The organism is Streptomyces sp. JLBJ103 (assembly GCF_058215575.1).
In genome coordinates this window covers 3,431,782-3,445,712 of sequence record NZ_CM177089.1, presented here as the reverse complement: position 1 = coordinate 3,445,712, position 13,931 = coordinate 3,431,782, and the positions used below count along the sequence as shown (strand labels likewise).

The 13,931-nt window shown below is 70.3% G+C and carries 13 protein-coding genes; 3 read left to right on the top strand and 10 right to left on the bottom strand.

The window, feature by feature from the left end; genetic code table 11:
• Positions 1-30: 30 nt before the first annotated feature.
• Entirely contained in the window at positions 31-1,443 is a 1,413-nt protein-coding gene (locus tag AC4BEG_RS15040; RefSeq protein ID WP_490706385.1) for an LmeA family phospholipid-binding protein, read from the bottom strand.
• 69 nt (positions 1,444-1,512) lie between these two features.
• Positions 1,513-1,773, bottom strand: coding sequence for an RNA recognition motif domain-containing protein (locus tag AC4BEG_RS15035; protein WP_201881393.1), 261 nt, complete (start codon positions 1,771-1,773; stop codon positions 1,513-1,515).
• A 515-nt stretch (positions 1,774-2,288) separates the two neighbouring features.
• Here AC4BEG_RS15035 and AC4BEG_RS15030 point away from each other — a divergent pair.
• On the top strand, positions 2,289-3,002 hold the full coding sequence (locus AC4BEG_RS15030; protein WP_490706384.1) for a M23 family metallopeptidase: 714 nt from the start codon (positions 2,289-2,291) through the stop codon (positions 3,000-3,002).
• Here the strand turns inward: AC4BEG_RS15030 and AC4BEG_RS15025 are convergent.
• A complete protein-coding gene (locus AC4BEG_RS15025; RefSeq protein ID WP_490706383.1) occupies positions 2,996-3,586 on the bottom strand; it encodes a TetR/AcrR family transcriptional regulator in 591 nt (196 codons plus the stop codon). The two genes, AC4BEG_RS15030 and AC4BEG_RS15025, sit on opposite strands and share 7 nt — an antisense overlap.
• A gap of 160 nt (positions 3,587-3,746) precedes the next feature.
• Between AC4BEG_RS15025 and AC4BEG_RS15020 the strand changes: the two genes are divergently transcribed.
• Positions 3,747-5,354, top strand: a complete 1,608-nt coding sequence (locus tag AC4BEG_RS15020) for an MDR family MFS transporter (protein WP_490706382.1) — start codon at positions 3,747-3,749, stop codon at positions 5,352-5,354.
• A 144-nt stretch (positions 5,355-5,498) separates the two neighbouring features.
• Here the strand turns inward: AC4BEG_RS15020 and cseC are convergent, their stop codons facing one another.
• The 5 genes from cseC to AC4BEG_RS14995 form a co-directional block, all read right to left on the bottom strand.
• Positions 5,499-6,797, bottom strand: a complete 1,299-nt coding sequence (cseC, locus tag AC4BEG_RS15015; RefSeq protein ID WP_490706381.1) for a two-component system sensor histidine kinase CseC — start codon at positions 6,795-6,797, stop codon at positions 5,499-5,501.
• Positions 6,798-6,801: 4 nt separating this feature from the next.
• The gene (gene cseB, locus AC4BEG_RS15010) at positions 6,802-7,509 is read right to left on the bottom strand and encodes a two-component system response regulator CseB (RefSeq protein ID WP_490706380.1); all 708 of its coding nucleotides are present in this window, start codon (positions 7,507-7,509) and stop codon (positions 6,802-6,804) included.
• Positions 7,510-7,518: 9 nt separating this feature from the next.
• Positions 7,519-8,178: a hypothetical protein gene (locus AC4BEG_RS15005; RefSeq protein ID WP_490706379.1), complete on the bottom strand. Its 660-nt coding sequence runs from the start codon at positions 8,176-8,178 to the stop codon at positions 7,519-7,521.
• Positions 8,179-8,204: 26 nt separating this feature from the next.
• Positions 8,205-8,819, bottom strand: a complete 615-nt coding sequence (locus tag AC4BEG_RS15000; protein WP_490706378.1) for a SigE family RNA polymerase sigma factor — start codon at positions 8,817-8,819, stop codon at positions 8,205-8,207.
• A gap of 226 nt (positions 8,820-9,045) precedes the next feature.
• Positions 9,046-9,969, bottom strand: a complete 924-nt coding sequence (locus tag AC4BEG_RS14995) for an HhH-GPD family protein (protein WP_490706377.1) — start codon at positions 9,967-9,969, stop codon at positions 9,046-9,048.
• 239 nt (positions 9,970-10,208) lie between these two features.
• Here AC4BEG_RS14995 and AC4BEG_RS14990 point away from each other — a divergent pair, with 239 nt between their 5' ends.
• Positions 10,209-11,027, top strand: a complete 819-nt coding sequence (locus tag AC4BEG_RS14990; protein WP_490706376.1) for a hypothetical protein — start codon at positions 10,209-10,211, stop codon at positions 11,025-11,027.
• A gap of 70 nt (positions 11,028-11,097) precedes the next feature.
• Here the strand turns inward: AC4BEG_RS14990 and disA are convergent, their stop codons facing one another.
• Entirely contained in the window at positions 11,098-12,156 is a 1,059-nt protein-coding gene (disA, locus tag AC4BEG_RS14985) for a DNA integrity scanning diadenylate cyclase DisA (RefSeq protein ID WP_490707089.1), read from the bottom strand.
• Positions 12,157-12,401: 245 nt separating this feature from the next.
• Complete coding sequence (gene radA / locus AC4BEG_RS14980) at positions 12,402-13,826, bottom strand: DNA repair protein RadA (protein ID WP_490706375.1); 1,425 nt, start codon at positions 13,824-13,826, stop codon at positions 12,402-12,404.
• Between the last annotated feature and the right edge of the window lie 105 nt (positions 13,827-13,931).

The window sequence follows — 13,931 nt, the reverse complement described above, 5'->3', positions numbered from 1 at the left end:
CCTTCCCGCGGAGCGCTCAGTGGCGAGTGCTCAGCGGGTCTTGCCCAGGTGCAGTTCGGTGCCGACAAGGTCGGCCACGATGCCGTCCGGGCGCACCCGGATGTGCTGGATGTGGACGCCCTTGGCCTTCTTCGGCATCTGGAAGGAGAGCGACAGCTTCTCCGACAGCTCCGGCACCTTCAGCTTGGTCAGCGCGGAGGCCACCGCGGGATCGATCCCCAGCTTCTTGACCAGCTGGGGGTGTTCGGCCACCAGATCGACGAAGTTGACCTTCATCAGCGCCGGGACGAACTTCGGCGACTTGGTGATCTGCTCCACCCGTTCGTTGTCCGGCACCGAGTCCGGCACCGATCCCGGTACCGACGAGCCCCCGGAGTCCGGCTCCAGCCCGAACCGCCGCGCCACCGACCCCACTGTCAGCAGCGCCTTGGCCTTCTCGGCGTCCCGGCTGATCCGCTCCGCGGTCTTGCGGTGCAGCCGCAGTCCCTCGTGACGGCCGGGCCGGTAGGTGGCGACTCCGGGCATGTCCAGCCGCATCCCGCTGACGCTGGTGGAGATTCCCCGGTCTCCGTCGCGCCGGATCCGCGCCATGGCGTGCATCGTCACCTGCTCTCCGGCCACCGGCAGTTTGCCGTCGGCGCGCACCGACTCAGGTCCGGTCGCCCTGAACCGCACCTGGGAGGCGCCCAGTTCGCGGTTCAGGTCCTCGAACGCCAGCAGGACGTCGCCCTTCATCTCGCCCGCCACGGCGCCGCGGATGGAGCTGGGCACATCGCCGATGAGCCGGATGTCCCTGGCCTTCGTGCTCACTTCGGCGAGCGAGACCCGGTCGGCCGCCACATCGGGCACCGTGACATCCACCTCGTCCAGTTGCTTGTTCCACACCTGGGTGAGGAACGGGAAGCCATGGATCGTCACATTCGGCGCGGTGGCCAGGCCCATCTTCTTCTGGAGCTGTTCCTCGGCCTTCTTCTCCGCGTACATCACGGCACAGCGGTCGGCCAGCAGCAGCAGCGTGGCGGCCACCAGGGCGCCGATCACCAGCTTGGCGGCGATCGGCACGGCCGCGAAGCGGCTGCGCGCGCGCCGGGAGCGGCGGCGGTGGTTGGGCGGCGTCCACGGCTCGTCGTCGGCGGCCTCGGCGTCGTCCTCGTCGTCCGCCTTGAGCCCGAGCCCGAGCGGGTCGTCCGGGTCGTACGGATCGGCCAACTCGGCCAGTTCCTCGTACGGGTTGGTGTAGGCGGCGGGGTCGGGGCCGCTGTGCGCAGCGCCGTGCGCCGGGTCGTAAGGACCGTTGTACACCGGGTCGTTGACGCCGTCGTACTGGTCGTCGTACGAGGTGTCGTACGCGGCGAGATACGCGGTGTCGTTCGGATCCGTGCTGGTTACATCGGTGTGAGAGGCGCGTGGACGAGGTGGAGATATGCGTGTGGGGGATCGCATCAGAACATCCCACCACGGCACACTACTTGCCTTGCAAGTCGAAACGGGGATACGTGGCGAACGGCACGCTCACCGTCCGCCGCGCGAGACGGCGCGCGCCTCGGTGACGGTCACCGCCCGCCCGTTCATCTCCTGCCCGTCGAGCTGGGCGATGGCCTTCTCGGCGGCCGTGTCGTCCATCTCCACGAAGCCGAACCCGCGCGAGCGGCCGCTCTCCCGGTCGGTGATGACGGTGGCGTCCAATACCTCGCCGATCTGCCCGAAGAGGGTCGCCAGGTCGTCCTTCGTCACCTGGTAGCTCAGGTTGCCCACATGCAGTCGCTTCGACATGACCGGCTCTCCTCGTTCTGGGTGAAGCGAATCGGGTCAATGGTCTCAATGCCCAACACACCAGGCATTACGGGTGGGCCGAACCGGTTATGCCCGCTGTTCGCGCGTGTCCCTGGCCGTTGTTCCGCGCCCTTCTTCGTGGCGCTCTCGCGCCGGGGCCTTGGTCCTGAAACGGACGGCCGAAAGTCCCGCCGGAACGGGAGTCGATCTTATGTCTCGGTGATATGCCGCACAGCCCGCTACGGGCCTACTACGGGAATTAGGGGCACGGTCGCTTGCGAAGGGGTCAGGATTTTGCCCATCACTCAACTGGCTGCATATGTCCAGCTCAGAGCCAACTTTGCGACCTCTTTAACTGCCCTGAGGTGGGCGAGGAAAGGGAATCCCGACCCTTTCTTCACTACTGGTCTCCTTAGTAGAACCGCGCGTTGGCGGAATCGCGGTGGCGGGATAACAAGGAGCGTCTGATCCGGCCCCCAGCCGGTACCCCCTGACGTTCTGGAGGTCGTTTCGCCATGTCGCCGCGTGCCATATTCCGCCGCTCTTCTCTCTCTTCCGTCCGGCGTGCCCGCGTCGCCGTCGTCGCCGTGGGCGTGAGCGCCTCGGTCGTGCTCGGGGCCGGAGTGGCGCTCGCCGCCGAAGCCGCGAAGAGCACCGACACCCTGACGGTGGCCTCCGCCGCCTCCCTCGGCGACTCGGTGAAGGCCCAGGCCACCACCGTGGAGAAGGCCGTCGCCGCCGAGCAGGCGGCGGCCGCGAAGGCCGCGAAGATCGCCGCGGCCAAGGTCGCGGCTGCCAAGGCCGCCGAGAACGCGTGGGTGACCCCGGTCGCCAAGTACACGCTGGGCGTCCCCTTCGGCCGCGCGGGCAAACTGTGGGCGCACAACCACAGTGGCCAGGACTTCGTCGTGCCGACCGGTACCTCGGTGCGCGCCGTCCACCACGGTGTGGTCGTCAAGGCGGGCCCCAACGGCGGCGGTGACGGTCCGGCGTACGGCAACGCCATCGTGATCAAGCACGAGGACGGCAGCTACACGCAGTACGCGCACCTGTCGGACATCCGCGCCTGGATCGGTGAGACCGTGAAGACCGGCGAGGAGATCGGCCTGTCCGGCAGCACCGGCAACTCCACCGGTCCGCACCTGCACTTCGAGGGCCGCAGTGGCCCCGACTACGGCTCGGCCTACGACACCGGCAAGTACATGAAGGACCGCGGGATCCGCTACTGACCCGTATGGGCCTGAGTCACCAGGTCGAGGGCGACCTCCAGGGCAGCCTTGCGCTTGTCCTCGGGGTCGCCCTCGATCGTCTGGAGCGCCCACGGCCCGGCGTGCATGCTGAAGAGCGCGGTCACACAGCGGACCTGGTCCGACAGGGACGCGTCGGGCTCCCGGATCAGATCGGACATCGCGAACATCCGGTCCTTGAAGATCTGGCCGATGCTCAGCTCGCGCACCGTCGCCTGGTTCTCCTGCATAAAGCGGAACAGCGGGGCGGCGTTGGTCAGGGCGGCGCTGTAGCGGCGCATCAGCTCCTGCTTGGTCTCCAGAGTGCGGGGCTGCTCCGCACCCCAGGCGAGCAGCTCGTCCAGCGGCTGCCCCAGGTCCTGGAAGAGGCTGTGGAGGATGTCCTCCTTGGTCTTGAAGTGGTAGTAGAGCGCGGCCTTGGTGACCTCCAGCTGCTCGGCGATCTCCCGCAGCGAGGTCTTCTCGTAGCCGCGCTCGGCGAAGAGTTCCAGGGCGACGTCCTGAATGCGCTGGCGGGTATCGCCCCGGCGCGCCTTCGGCTCGCCCTCGCGCGCTGTGCTGCCCATGGTCGCTCTCCTGTGTCCGCGTAGGCCCCGGCGGGCCGCACCTCTACTTACTTGACGCCCGGCTAGTTGACGTCCTACCGTCTCCACTCTACGCAACTAGCCGGTCGGCAAGTAAGTGGCGGGTTGCGGGCTCACGTCATAACCAGGGGGAATGGAGATCATGCCCAAGATTCAGCCGGAAGGTGAAGTACCGCCCGCCTCGGTGCCACCGCAGGGCAAGGCGGACCGGAAGCCGCGCAGCACCGGTGTGGTGATGCTGGCCTTGATGATCACGATGCTGCTCGCGATGCTCGACAACATGATCGTCGGCACCGCGATGCCCACGATCGTGGGAGACCTCGGTGGGCTCAACCACCTCTCCTGGGTGGTCACGGCCTATACGCTCGCGACCGCCGCCTCGACCCCCATCTGGGGCAAGCTCGGCGACATGTACGGCCGCAAGGGCATCTTCCTCACCTCGATCGTGATCTTCCTGGTGGGTTCGGCGCTCTCCGGTCTGGCCCAGACCATGGGCCAGCTGATCGGTTTCCGGGCGCTCCAGGGCCTCGGCGCCGGTGGTCTGGTGGTCGGCGTGATGGCGATCATCGGTGATCTGGTGCCGCCGCGGGAGCGCGGCAAGTACCAGGGCATGATGGCCGCCGTGATGGGCGTCGCCATGATCGGCGGCCCGCTGGCCGGCGGTACCCTCACCGACCACCTCGGCTGGCGCTGGATCTTCTACATCAACCTGCCGCTCGGCGTGATCGCCCTGACCGCCGTGACGGCGGTGCTGCATCTGCCGAAGAAGCGGACCGAGGCGCGGATCGACTACACCGGAGCCGGGCTGCTGACCGCCGGGATCACCGCGCTGGTGCTCATCACCACCTGGGGCGGCAGCGAGTACGACTGGGTCTCGGCTCAGATCATCGGGCTCGGCGTGGTCGCCGTCGCCTCCCTCGTCGCCTTCCTGTACGTCGAGCGGCGGGCGGCCGAACCGGTGCTTCCGCTGCATATCTTCCGCAGCCGCAACTTCTCGGTCATCACCTTCGTCGGCTTCCTGGTCGGCTTCGTGATGTTCGGTGCGCTCACCTTCCTGCCGCTGTACCAGCAGACCGTGCAGGGTGCCTCCGCCACCAACTCCGGGCTGCTGCTGCTCCCGATGCTGCTGACCATGCTGCTGATCTCGCTGGTCGTGGGCCGGGTCACCACCGAGACCGGCAAGTACCGGATGTTCCCGATCGTGGGCGGGGTGCTGCTCACCGCCGGCATGGTGCTGCTGGGCACGATGGACACCGGCACCAGCCGGCTGACCACCGGTATCTACATGGCGGTGCTCGGCGCGGGCATGGGCTTCCTGATGCAGCTGACCATGCTGATCGCGCAGAACAGCGTGGAGATGAAGGACATGGGCGTCGGCTCCTCCTCGGCCACGCTCTTCCGTACCCTCGGCGGCTCCTTCGGTGTGGCGATCCTCGGGGTGCTCTTCACCCACCGGGTCCAGGACACCATGGTCGAGAGGGCCGGTGACAAGGGGAAGGCGATCACCTCCGGTGGCGCCCAGTTGGAGCCGTCCCAGCTCGACAAGCTGCCCGCCGGGATCAGGGACGCCTACGCCCACGCCGTCTCCAACGGCACCCACCAGGTCTTCCTGTGGGGCTCGCTGGCCGCCGCGGTCGCCTTCGCGGCCTCCTGGTTCATCAAGGAGCTGCCGCTGCGCGGCGCCGCGCCCAAGGCGGAGGATGGCGACGCGGCCCCGGTGGAGCGGGCGCCGGTGGCCGAGACCGTCTGAGCCGGACGCACTGTCCCAGCCGGGCTGTCCGGCGTCCCTCCCGTGCCCGTCTCCGGGCCGGGGGACGGCGCCGGGCAGCCCGCTGTCGGTGGTGGGCATGCCGGCATCGCGCTGCGCCGAGGAGTGAGGACGCTCAGGACCTGGCTAGTCCGGGACCTCGATGACGGGGAAGCTGCCGGTGTTGGTGGGCGCGGACTCCGGCAGCCACAGCACCGCCACCGCGCCGTCCTCGCCCTCCGCCGTCGGCTCCGCGTTCCGGAAGGTCAGCCGGGCGCCCAGCACTCGTGCCTGGCCCGCGGCGATGGTCAGCCCCAGTCCATGGCCCTTGCCCGCCCGGTCCTTGCTGCCGGTGCGGAAGCGGCTCGGCCCGTCCTTCAGCAGTGCCTCCGGGAAGCCGGGGCCGTGGTCGCGCACGCGCAGCACCCGCCCTTCGACGGTCACCTCGAAGGGCGGCTTGCCGTGCCGGGCGGCGTTGGCGAGGAGATTGCCGAGGATCCGCTCCAGTCTGCGCGGATCGGTGGAGACATGGGCGTCGCGCAACACGGTGACCACCGCGTCCGGGGCCACCACCCGCACCCGGCGGGTGATGAACTCGCCCAGCTCGATCTCCTGGAGTTCGGCGCGCTCGGCGAAGCCGTCCAGCCGCGCCACTTCCAGGACGTCCTCGACCAGGGTGCGCATCGCCTGTGCCCGGTCCCGGACCAGTTCGGTCGGGCGCCCCGGGGGCAGCAGTTCGGCGGCGGTGAGCAGTCCGGTGACCGGGGTGCGCAGCTCATGGGCGATATCGGCGGTGACCCGGCGCTCCGCCTCGAGCCGCTGCTGCAACGCCTCGGCCATGCCGTCGACGGCGCGGGCGAGATCGTCGGTCTCGTCGCGCACCCGGCCGCCGATCGCCTCCCGCACCCGCACCTCGGAGTCGCCCTCGGCCAGTTTGCGGGCCGCGGTGGCGGCCTTGCGCAGCCGCCGGGAGAGCTGGTCACCGATGAGCACCCCGAGCGCGATCCCGCCCAGCACCACCGACACCGAGCCCAGGATCAGCACCCGGTCCAGGTCGTTGAGGACGGCGAAGCGGTCCTTGAACCGGGTGTGCACGGACAGCACTTTGCCGTTCTGAAGCGGGACCGAGGCCCATACCTCGGGGGTGCCGGTGCCGGAGTCCTCCAGGTAGGTGGCACGCTGTCCGCGCCAGGCCTCCTTCTTCAGCAGCTCGGGCAGTTCGGGGTCGTCCAGTTTGGCGCCGAATCCCAGCACCCGGGACTGCTCGTACCACCGCTGGGCGACCTTGACCCGCTCGTCCATCACATTGCGGCTGTTGTCGAGCATCGAGACACGGGCCGCGTTGTGCACAACAAGGCTCAGCGCGACGGCGACGAGCGCGCTCACGGCGGCGATGGCCAGGCTGACCTTCCAGCGAAGTCCGGAGCGCAGTGCGAGCTTCACCACCGGGTCAGCCCTTGAGCTTGTAGCCGAAGCCGCGGACCGTCTCGATACGGTCCTGGCCTATCTTGCCGCGCAGCCGCTGCACATGGACGTCCACCACCCGGGTGTCCCCGCCCCAGCCGTACTCCCAGACCCGCTCCAGCAGCTTGTCGCGGGAGAGCACGGTGCCCGGCGCGGAGGAGAACTCCAGCAGCAGCCGCATCTCGGTCGGGGTCAGCGCGACCTGCTCACCGCCCTTGCGGACCTCCATGCCCTCCGGGTCCACCTCCAGATCGCCGAACCGCAGCACTCCGCAGTCCGGTTCCTCCGGGCCGTCCTCCGCGCCCCGGCCGCCCGGGCCGCTGGCGTGGCCGAAGCGGCGCAGCACCGCCCGGATCCGGGCGACCAGCACCGCGCCGTCGAAGGGCTTGGTGACGTAGTCGTCGGCACCGGCCTCCAGGCCGAGCACCACGTCGATCGCGTCGGCGCGGGCCGACAGCATGATCACGGGGACGGTGGACTCATCGCGGATCCGGCGGCACAGGCTCACCCCGTCCAGCCCGGGGACCATCACATCGAGCAGCGCGATATCGGGTCGGCGGGCGCGGAACTGCTCCAGTCCGGTCAGCCCGTCGGGCGCGGCGGTCACCAGAAAACCGTCGCGCTCCAGAGCGAGCTGGGTGGCCTCGCGAATGACATCGTCGTCCTCGACGAAGAGCACATGGGTTTCGGCCACAGCCTGGGGTCAGCCTTCCGTTCCGTTGGGTTCCGGGGTCGGTTCGTCCTTGGGCGTGCTGTAGTCCGTGTGCTTGCGGGTGACTTCCGCGAACTCCTGGAGCTGCCCGGACCAACGGTAGGTGATGAGGTCCTCGCGCGAGGGACAGCAGACGGGATCCCCGGAGGAGTAGGAGAGCTGGGTGACCTGGAGTGTCCCCTTGGCGATGACGGCGTAGACGGGAGGCTTCTCGTCCTGGAAGACGTTCTGGTACTTCTGCCCCACCTTGCGGTACACATACGAGCCGATGCCGAAGCCGTCGGTGCAGGACATGACGTTGATGACCAGATCGGGGGAGCCGGATCCGGTCAGTTTGCCCTTGGTGATGTCCAGCGGATAGCCATCGACCAGCGGTGTGCTCTTGGTGGCCTTCCGGCAGGGCTTGAGGTTCTCCTTCAGATCCTCACTGACCTGGGAGTCCTCTTTGACCAGCCGGACGGGGTCGATCTTCTGCTGGGGGCTGGGCAGGGCCGAGGCACCGCCCGCCTGCTTGCCGGAGTCCGACGCGGTCGACGTCCACTCGGTCTGCGCGGGGCCTTCCTTGCGCACCCCCTGGCTGCTCGTGCCGCAGCCGGCCAGCATCCAGCCTCCGGCGGCCACGAGTCCTACGATCGCGCCGCCGGTGATCATTGCGCTCCTGAAGGGAGAGGCCCTGGTCAGGCCGCGCACCGTTCCTGCTCCCGCTCGTGGCGGGTGTGGCGGAGCCGGCTGGGCTTGCGCACCGGGGCGGCGGCCTTGTCCTCCGCGCCGCGGGGGCGACCGAGCGCACGAGCGTCCAGGTCGCGGCTCTCCAGCTCCTGCCGCAACCGGGCCAGTGCCCGGTGCAGCGTGCTCTTGACCGTGCCGGTCGACATTCCCAGCGCCTCCGCCGTCTCCTCCGTCGTCATCTGCTCCCAGTGTCGCAGCACCACGACACTGCGCTGCTTGGGAGCCAGGACTCCGAGGATGTCGATCAAGAGGGCGCGGTCGGCGTGCTGTTCGGTGCCGTCCTCGACACTGGCCTCCGGCAGCTGCTCGGTGGGCACCTCGTCCAGCTTGCGGGCGCGCCACCACTCGGTACGGGTGTTGATCATGACGCGTCGGAGGTAGGCGTCGGCGAGCGACTTGTCGGCTATGCCGTCCCAGCGTCCGTAGGTGCGCACCAGAGCCGTCTGGAGGAGGTCCTGCGCCTCGACGGGGTCGGGGACCAGCCGGCGGGCGCTGCGCAGCAGGGCGTCCTGCCGGTTCCGCACGTACTCTTCAAAATCCAGAACCTTGCCGCTGCCGGACATGTGCAGCCTCCATCCCGCGTGTTCCCCATCGGATGCGCTGGCGGTCGTCCAGCACGGGAAGGACGCTACGGAGGCGCTGTTGCGGCGCCATGTGCATCAGCACCTCGGCCAATGCACAGCTATCCGTAGGTTGTGTAACAACGGAACCCGGAGCGACGGCGTGTCAGAACCGGGTCCGTGTCGTGTCACAGCTCTGTCACAGAAGGGCTGTTGGGAGTGGGGCGGATCACGTCAGCGGCAGCCGGTAGTACCCGCCCGCGAGCGGTTCGACGAGACCGTCGGACACCAGACCGTCCAGCGCCCGGGCCCGCTGCACCGGTTCGTCCCACACCTGGTCCAGCGACGCCTGCGGAACCGGTGCGATCGCCTCCCGCAACACCGCCAACAGCTTGCCGCGCACCTGCCGGTCGGTCCCGGCGTAGGTCTGGCCGCGCCGCGGCGGGCCGTCGTGCTCCGGTGCCCCGGCCCCGTGCCAGGCACAGTGCGCCACGATCGGGCAGCGCACACAGGCGGGCGTACGGGCCGTGCACACCAGCGCGCCCAGCTCCATCGTGGCGGCCGCCCAGCGGGCCGCGGTGTGCTCGTCGTCGGGCAGCAGAGTGCGGGCCAGCTTGCGTTCGGCGGCGGTGGTGGCGTTCGGCGGGTACTGCGTACCGGCGATGGCCCGTGCGAACACCCGCCGCACATTGGTGTCCAGGACCGCGTGGCGCTGTCCGTACGCGAAGGACGCCACCGCCGCGGCCGTGTATTCGCCGACGCCCGGCAGCGCCAGCAGCTGCGCGTGGTCGGTCGGTACGTCGCCGCCGTGCCGCTCCCTTATCGCGGCCGCGGCGCCGTGCAGCCGCAGGGCGCGGCGCGGATAGCCGAGCCGGCCCCAGGCGCGGACCGCCTCACCGGGCGGCTCGGCGGCCAGGTCGGCGGGGCGCGGCCAGCGGGCGAGCCACTGCTCGTACACCGGCAGCACCCGGCTCACCGGGGTCTGCTGAAGCATGAACTCGCTCACCATCACACCCCAGGCCCCCGCCTCCGGGCGGCGCCAGGGCAGATCGCGGGCGTGCGCGTCGAACCAGTCGATGACGGGCCGGTGGAAGGTGGCACCGTCGGTGGAGGTCGGGCTTACGGCGGCCGGGAGGGCGGGATTGGCAGTCATCACTGACGATCCTGGCATGCCGGGGCCCCCGACGGTGGCCGAGGGCGCGGGCGTTCGGGTCGAGCCGCGTCGGACTGGTAAAAAATCGTGCAATCCGGGCGTCGTGGCGGGAACGGACGGCCGCTTGCCGTCCCGGGGTACGGCCCCGGATGGCGGATCCTGTCCGATGATGAGAAAAGTAGGGGTTCGAGCGGTGATTATTGGCGGGTCGCGCGCCGGATCTCTCGTAGAGTTTCCGCGTGGGATCTCTGCGCAATCCGATCGGGCCGCTTCCCTCCTCCATCTACTGGCGGCGGAGGGCTGTTGCGCTGGCCCTTCTCGGGCTCCTCGTACTCCTTGTCATCTGGGCGTCCGGCTGGGGCGGTTCGGGCGGCGGCGGACACGATGACGGCAAGCGGGCGGGTGGCGGACCCGCGTCCACCATCACCCCCGGACCTACCTCCTCCACCCCGGTCAACAGTGAACGGCCGGGCGGGCGCGACGAGTCGGACAGCGGCGACGGATCCGATGACCCCGGTTCCGGTGGCACCGGCGACGAGGGCACGGACAGCGGTGGTACGGGCACCGGCTCCGACGGCAGGGGTACCGGCGGCGGCATCGGCAGCGGCGACGGGCGGACCCTCCCGGTCGGCTCCAGCCTGCCCGACTGCCGACGCGGGGATATCGACCTGACGGTGCGCAGCGTCAAGGGCGAGAAGACCAGGAACTCCTACGGACCGGGTGAGAAGCCTACGTTCGAGATCGTCGTGAAGAACACCTCGAACAGCTCCTGCAAGGTCGACTTCGGCCGCGAGGCCGCCTCGTTGACCATCACCGACGCGGACAACGAGCACATCTGGGCCTCCGGCGACTGCCCGAAGGGCAGCGCCACCGCCCTGGTCGAGGTGCCGGGCTCCGGCGAGACCAAGCGCACCGTGGAGTGGGACCGCAAGCGCAGCGCCGAGCACTGCGCCACTCCGTCGGGGCGGGCGGCGGCCACGTCGGGCACCTACCTGGTGGAGGCGAAGCTGGACGGACTCGGCACCGCGCAGGTGTCGTTCGTCCTGAAGAAGGACTGACGCCCCGGACAGGGCCTGCTGGTCAGGGGCCCTTCGGGGCCCCTTTCGCCGTCAGACGTAGCGTTCGCCGTCAGACGTAACGTTCCAGGATCGACGACTCGGCCAGCCGGGAGAGCCCTTCGCGGACCGAGCGCGCCCGCGCCTCGCCCACGCCGTCCACCATCTGGAGATCGTCCACGCTGGCGGCCAGCAGCTTCTGCAATCCGCCGAAGTGCTCCACCAGCCGCTCGATGATGGCCCCCGGCAGCCGCGGTACCTTCGCCAGCAGCCGGAAGCCGCGCGGCGAGACCGCCGCGTCCAGCGTCTCGGGCGAGCCGCTGTATCCCAGCGCCCGTGCCACGATGGGCAGTTCGAGCAGCTCGGCATGGGTCAGCCGGTCCAGCTCGGTGAGCGCGTCGGCGACGGTGCGGGTGCGTTTGGCGGTCGGCTCGGGGACGTAGTCACGCACCACGAGCTCGCGCTCCGGCTCCACGCCCGCGATCAGCTCGTCCAGCTGGAGCGAGAGCAGCCGCCCGTCGGTGCCCAGCTCGACCACGTACTCGGCGATCTCGGTGGCGATGCGCCGGACCATCTCAAGACGCTGTGCGACCGCGCTCACATCCCGGACCGTGACCAGGTCCTCGATCTCCAGGGCGGAGAGGGTGCCCGCGACCTCGTCCAGCCGGAGCTTGTAGCGCTCCAGGGTGGCCAGCGCCTGGTTGGCGCGGGAGAGGATCGCCGCGGAGTCCTCCAGGACCCGCCGCTGCCCGTCCACATACAGCGCGATCAGCCGCATCGACTGGCTGACGGAGACCACCGGGAAGCCGGTCTGGATCGAGACGCGCTGCGCGGTGCGGTGACGGGTGCCGGTCTCCTCGGTGGGGATCGACGCGTCCGGGACGAGCTGCACCCCCGCCCGCACGATCTTGGTGATGTCCTTGTCGAGGATCAGCGCGCCGTCCAGCTTGCACAGCTCGCGCAGCCGGGTCGCGGTGAACTCGACGTCGAGGACGAAGCCGCCGGTACACAGCGACTCCACGGTGCGGTCCGTGCCGAGCACGATCAGCCCGCCCGTATTGCCGCGGAGCACCCGCTCCAGGCCGTCGCGCAGCGCCGTACCGGGCGCGACCGCGCTCAGGGAGGCGCGCATCAGACCGTCGGCTTTGCCGGGAGCCGAAGCCCGGTCGCCTGCTGCCACTGCACTCCTCCGTCGCCACGTCTGTCGGTGCCGCGATCGCCCTTCCGTGCCGGTGTGCGAGGCCACGTACGGGCGAGACCAGGGCAAAGTCTACCGGCGGCCAACGGCCTCCCGTGGGGTCTCCCGGCGTACGCCCGTGGGCAGGAAGCGGAGTGCGGCACTCAGCCCTCCGCCCCGACGCACCGTAACCGACGCGCTCAGCCGCGGTCCCCGGTGGTCGCCGGGGCCCGCTCGCCCCGCTCCCGGCGCCGGGGCAGCACCCGCAGCGCGTCCCCGATGTCCGCGACCTCCAGCACCCGCATCCCGTCGGGGATCCGGCCCGCGTCGGAGGGGACGAGGGCGTGGGTGAAGCCGAGCCGGGCGGCCTCGGCCAGCCGCCGCTGCACTCCCGTGACCCGGCGGACCTCGCCCGCGAGCCCCACCTCGCCGATCGCCACCAGATTCTTCGGCAGCGGGGTGTCACTGGCGGCGCTGGCCAGCGCCAGCGCCACGGCCAGGTCAGCGGCGGGCTCGGTCAGCTTCACCCCGCCCACCGTGGCGCTGTAGATGTCGCGCTTGCCCAGCGCGTTGATCCGGCCGCGCTGCTCCAGCACGGCGAGCATCATCGACACCCGGGAGGTCTCCAGACCCGAGGTGGTGCGGCGGGGGGAGGGGATCTGGGTGTCCACGGTGAGCGCCTGCACCTCGGCCACCAGCGGCCTGCGGCCCTCCAGCGTGACGGTCAGACAGGTGCCCGGCACCGGCTCGTCGCGGCGGGTGAGGAAGAGCCCGGAGGGGTCGGCGAGACCGGTGATGCCCTCGTCGTGCAGCTCGAAGCAGCCGACCTCGTCGGTGGCCCCGTAGCGGTTCTTCACCCCGCGCACCAGCCGCAGCCGGGCGTGCCGGTCGCCCTCGAAGTGCAGCACCACATCGACCAGGTGCTCCAGCAGCCGGGGGCCCGCGATCGCGCCGTCCTTGGTCACATGGCCCACCAGCAGGGTGGACATCCCGCGCTCCTTGGAGGCGCGGATCAGCGCCCCGGCCACCTCGCGGACCTGCGCCATCCCGCCCGGCGCGCCGTCGATCTCGGGGGAGGCGACGGTCTGCACGGAGTCCAGCACCAGCAGGGACGGCTTGACCGAGTCGAGATGGCCGAGGACGGCGGAGAGGTCGGTCTCCGCGGCGAGATACAGATGCTCGCTGAGCGCGCCGATGCGGTCGGCGCGCAGCCGCACCTGGCTCGCCGACTCCTCCCCGGTGATGTACAGCGTGCGGTGTTCGTCGGTGGCGGCCTTGGCGGAGACGTCGAGCAGCAGCGTGGACTTGCCGACCCCCGGCTCCCCGGCGAGCAGCACCACGGCGCCGGGCACCAGACCGCCGCCGAGCACCCGGTCCAGCTCGTCCACCCCGGTGGAGCGGGCGGTGGCCTGACGGCCGTCGACCTGGCCGATGGGCACCGCGGCCGAGGTGACCCGGCCCGGTGCGGTGGTCCGCACCGCGGGTGCGCCGAACTCCTCGACGGTGCCCCACGCTTGGCACTCGGGACAGCGGCCGAGCCACTTGGCGGTGGTCCAGCCGCATTCGGTGCAGCGGTAGGAGGGCCGGTCCTTGGCGGATGAGCGGGAGGAGCTACGGGCAGCCATGCCGTAACGCTAGCGTCGGCCGCCGACAGCGGGGCGCCGTGGGCCCGGTCCGGGAGGCGCATAGCAGGTTGCGGCCACCAGGGTGGGACACCTGTCCCCTTATGA

Coding starts and splice junctions, on each gene's coding strand:
- AC4BEG_RS15000 (WP_490706378.1), bottom strand. CDS start 8,819: ATGTCCGGCAGCGGCAAGGTTCTGGATTTTGAAGAGTACGTGCGGAAC.
- disA (WP_490707089.1), bottom strand. CDS start 12,156: ATGCGCGCCTCCCTGAGCGCGGTCGCGCCCGGTACGGCGCTGCGCGAC.
- AC4BEG_RS15035 (WP_201881393.1), bottom strand. CDS start 1,773: ATGTCGAAGCGACTGCATGTGGGCAACCTGAGCTACCAGGTGACGAAG.
- AC4BEG_RS15040 (WP_490706385.1), bottom strand. CDS start 1,443: ATGCGATCCCCCACACGCATATCTCCACCTCGTCCACGCGCCTCTCAC.
- AC4BEG_RS15030 (WP_490706384.1), top strand. CDS start 2,289: ATGTCGCCGCGTGCCATATTCCGCCGCTCTTCTCTCTCTTCCGTCCGG.
- AC4BEG_RS14995 (WP_490706377.1), bottom strand. CDS start 9,969: ATGACTGCCAATCCCGCCCTCCCGGCCGCCGTAAGCCCGACCTCCACC.
- radA (WP_490706375.1), bottom strand. CDS start 13,826: ATGGCTGCCCGTAGCTCCTCCCGCTCATCCGCCAAGGACCGGCCCTCC.
- AC4BEG_RS15020 (WP_490706382.1), top strand. CDS start 3,747: ATGCCCAAGATTCAGCCGGAAGGTGAAGTACCGCCCGCCTCGGTGCCA.
- AC4BEG_RS15025 (WP_490706383.1), bottom strand. CDS start 3,586: ATGGGCAGCACAGCGCGCGAGGGCGAGCCGAAGGCGCGCCGGGGCGAT.
- AC4BEG_RS15005 (WP_490706379.1), bottom strand. CDS start 8,178: ATGATCACCGGCGGCGCGATCGTAGGACTCGTGGCCGCCGGAGGCTGG.